This is a genomic window from Syntrophomonas sp. UBA1041 (assembly GCF_002316705.1).
Taxonomy (GTDB): Bacteria; Bacillota; Syntrophomonadia; order Syntrophomonadales; family Syntrophomonadaceae; genus DTU019.
This window is the reverse complement of sequence record NZ_DCEA01000018.1, coordinates 42,531-45,973: the sequence shown is the minus strand read 5'-3', so window position 1 is coordinate 45,973 and position 3,443 is coordinate 42,531. Positions and strand designations below refer to the sequence as shown.

3 protein-coding genes are annotated in these 3,443 nt (G+C 52.9%); all 3 read left to right on the top strand.

What is annotated here, in order from left to right; translation table 11 throughout:
* Positions 1-284 (top strand): hypothetical protein (locus B2633_RS04550; protein ID WP_483169442.1); only part of this gene is annotated, 284 nt, incomplete at its 5' end.
* Between the two features lie 68 nt (positions 285-352).
* Entirely contained in the window at positions 353-2,539 is a 2,187-nt protein-coding gene (locus B2633_RS04545) for a nitrogenase component 1 (RefSeq protein ID WP_483169441.1), read from the top strand.
* Positions 2,508-3,443, top strand: a 936-nt coding sequence (locus tag B2633_RS04540) for a nitrogenase component 1 (protein ID WP_483169440.1), incomplete at its 3' end; no start/stop codon positions are given. The genes B2633_RS04545 and B2633_RS04540, both read left to right, overlap by 32 nt.

Here is a 3,443-nt window from a genome sequence, read left to right as displayed (position 1 = left end):
TTCCCGAGCCCCCTGCCGCAACAATAACCCCTCAACCCCAGCCAGTGTTTGAGCAAGGCGGTACAGAGACCTTTCATAAGAGTGGTCTGGTCTACCTGGTCTCGGCTAAAAAGCGCCTTATAGTGTTATCTACCGACGGCCCGCCTCTGGCCTACCTGGTGTCCACAGCCGCCAGAATATCGATACCTGGTATCGAAAATGCGACTTTAAACGATATTCAGGATAATGATTACGTAGAACTAACCATAACCAACGGGATTATAACCCAAATTACGGTACAATAAGAGGTAGATGGCTCCGAGCTTGACCGCTCTCTGCGATTGGCCCGGCATGCAGGTGAAGGGGAAGTTTGATGAAACAGATCGCCATTTATGGAAAGGGCGGCATCGGTAAATCAACCGTGGCCGCCCATATTTCAGCGGCCCTGACTTTAAGAGGTCTTAAGGTGATGCAGGTTGGCTGCGATCCTAAGCATGACTCGACCCGCCTCTTGACTGGAGGCCGTCAAGCCCTGACGGTTTTGGACTATATAAAAAATACCCCGCCGGACAGTTGGAGATGCGAAGATATTGTAGCTTCGGGTTATGGCGGGATTTGGTGCGTGGAGGCAGGCGGACCCGAACCCGGGGTAGGATGCGCGGGGCGGGGGATACTCACCACCTTTGACCTGCTTCAAAAGCTCGGGATTATGAACAGCGACCGGGATGTGGTGATATACGACGTGCTTGGAGACGTTGTATGCGGAGGTTTCGCGGTACCCCTGCGCCGGGAATATGCTGACCAGGTCTATATCGTCACCTCCGGTGAGTTCATGTCATTGTATGCCGCCAACAATATCCTTAAGGGCTTGCAGAATTATGATGTTAATCCCCGTCTGGGGGGCTTGATTTTCAATCACAAAGGATTGGCGGAAGAAGAACAGCGGGTGGCACGTTTCGCGGCGGCAGTAAGCCTGCCTGTATGTGCGATTATTCCCCGCAGCGACGATTTTGCCGCAAGCGAAGCCATGGCGTGCACGCTTTTTGAAAGTGGTCACCGCAATTTATATGAGCTTTTCGACGGTCTGGCCGGGAAGATAATAGGGGAACACGCCTTGTACCCGGCCCGGGCTTTAGAACCTGAGCATTTAGAAGAACTGGTCCTGCGGCGCTCTTTCCCCAGGCGCACCTTGAATAGGCCTTCTACAAACAAAAAACCGGAGAACCTGCCATCCGGCGCCGGCCAAACAAGCTCTTCGTTGCTCTCCTTAAATGTGCGCCGGCGGGAGCCTCTGCACGGTTGCGCTTTTAACGGTGCGGTTAACGCGGCTATACAGGTTGGGGATGCCGTTACCATAGCCCACGGCCCCAGGAGCTGTGCCCACGCCTCTTACCAGACCATAACCTCGGCGGCGCGCAAAGCGTTGTTTGAAAGGGGAGTGTCAATGCCTGCGCACATTATTCCGCCTCTGCTCAGTTCTGATATGAATGAAGGCAGAATGATTTTTGGCGGCATAGAAGAGCTGCGCCAGCAGGTCCTGGCTATTAAAGGAACCGGAGCCAAGGCTGTTTTTATCGCTACTACCTGCCCGGCAGGCATTATCGGAGACAGTTTGGAGCATGTCATGGACTTGGACGACCCTGGGGGAACACGATTAGTGGCACTGCCGGTCGACGGCAACATCAGCGGCGACTACCTGCAGGGTATGATTTCAGCCTATGCGGAAATAGCCCGGGCCTTGATCCGGCCCGAAACCAAGCCTGAGCCCGATCTGGTCAACATAATCGGAGAAAAAACCATCGCCAGTGTTACCGAGCCCAATTTGCAGATCGTCAAAGAATTGCTGAAGCATGTAGGGGTGTCGGTCAACTGCCGCTTCATATGCCAGACTTCGGTGCAGGAAATCGCCTCTTTTAAAAAAGCCCCCTTAAACCTTCTGGCTTATGATGACTATATGGGCCGCATGATGCGTGATTATTTGGGGAAGAATTTTGAGGCTCATTTCTTCGACCAACCTTTTCCCAGGGGATTTGAAGAGACCGCCAGCTGGCTTACGGGGATTGCGGAGTTCTTCTCCAGGCAGGAGCTGGTTGACGAAATAATCACCTCTTACCGCCAGCTGTACCAGGCTGAGATAGCATCACTTCGACCGGCCTTAGCCGGTAAACGCTTGATGGTGGTCACCTACAATCACGATATCGATTGGATACTGGAGCCGGCCTTGGATCTGGGCATGGAAATCGCGCTGGTGGGCATTCTCAATTATTCTCAGGACAATAATTTCCGTTCCCGATTTAAGGGGCAGTTTCCCTTGATTGAGCCATACCCTGACGAAAGGCGTCTGGAGGACATCCAATCCCAGAAACCCGACATCTACCTGTCCAACCACGCCCTGGCCCATTTTGACGGCGGTGTTTTTAGCGATGTGATTCCTTTATGCCCGGCAGTGGGCTTTTTCAGCGGTATAGAAATAGCCCGGAGATGGACCCAGATCTTTCGTAATAATCTCAACGAGGGGTGGAAAAAGGATGCAGCCTTGTTCAGAAAATATATGGCCTGATGCTTTCAGCGGGGCTATTTTCGCCCTGGAAGGCATTAAAGACGCAGTGGTGATTTTAAATGGTCCCACCGGATGCAAGTTCTATCACAGCGCCATCTCCGATTACCAATATCCCCGGGACCTCTCCTTTGATCCCTTAAATTATCCGGAGATCTATTATTTCGGCCAGCCGCGCGTACCCGCTACCTTTCTGGACGGATATGATTATGTCTACGGGGCTACTGCCAAACTGGAAAAAATCCTGCAAAAGGTGGCCGTAAAGCCGGAATACAAGCTGGTAGCGGTAGTCAATTCCCCCGGCGCGGCTTTAATCGGCGATGACCTGGAAGGTTTGGTTAAAGGGCGAGTTGTGGATACGCCATATTTGTGCATCGAAAATACCGGCTTTTCGGGTCTGTTTACCGAAGGCTTTCAGACCGCCGTGCTGCAATTATTGCAGAATCTGGACCCGGTTCCGGCCAAGACCTGCCCGCTAACTGTCAATCTGGTGGGCATATCCATATATCACAAGCATTACAGCGGTTCGATTAAGGAACTGCAGCGCTTGCTGTCACTGTGCGGCATTTCCATACAGGCCACTTTTTGCGCCGGCAGCGACCTGACCCGGCTGCGGCAGTATAACAAAGCGTCTTTAAATATCCTGCTCCATCCTGAATACGGCCTGCAATTATGCCAGTGGATGCATAAACATCATAACATGCCATTTCTGTCTCCCCGAAGCGGTTTACCGCTGGGGTTTGAGGCCAGCAAAAACTGGATCAGGGAAGTCTGTGCCGCCCTGGAGGTTGATCCCGTCCCGGCTGTGCTGGATATAGAAGCCTGCCAGGCCCATGCATTTCTGCACCTGTCCCGCTATAACTCGGTAACCGGACTGCCCCGCGGCGCTACTTTCGCGGTGAAGGCC

Bases quoted from the DNA above. Each gene is read 5' to 3' on its own strand.
- B2633_RS04545 (WP_483169441.1), top strand. From the start codon at position 353: ATGAAACAGATCGCCATTTATGGAAAGGGCGGCATCGGTAAATCAACC.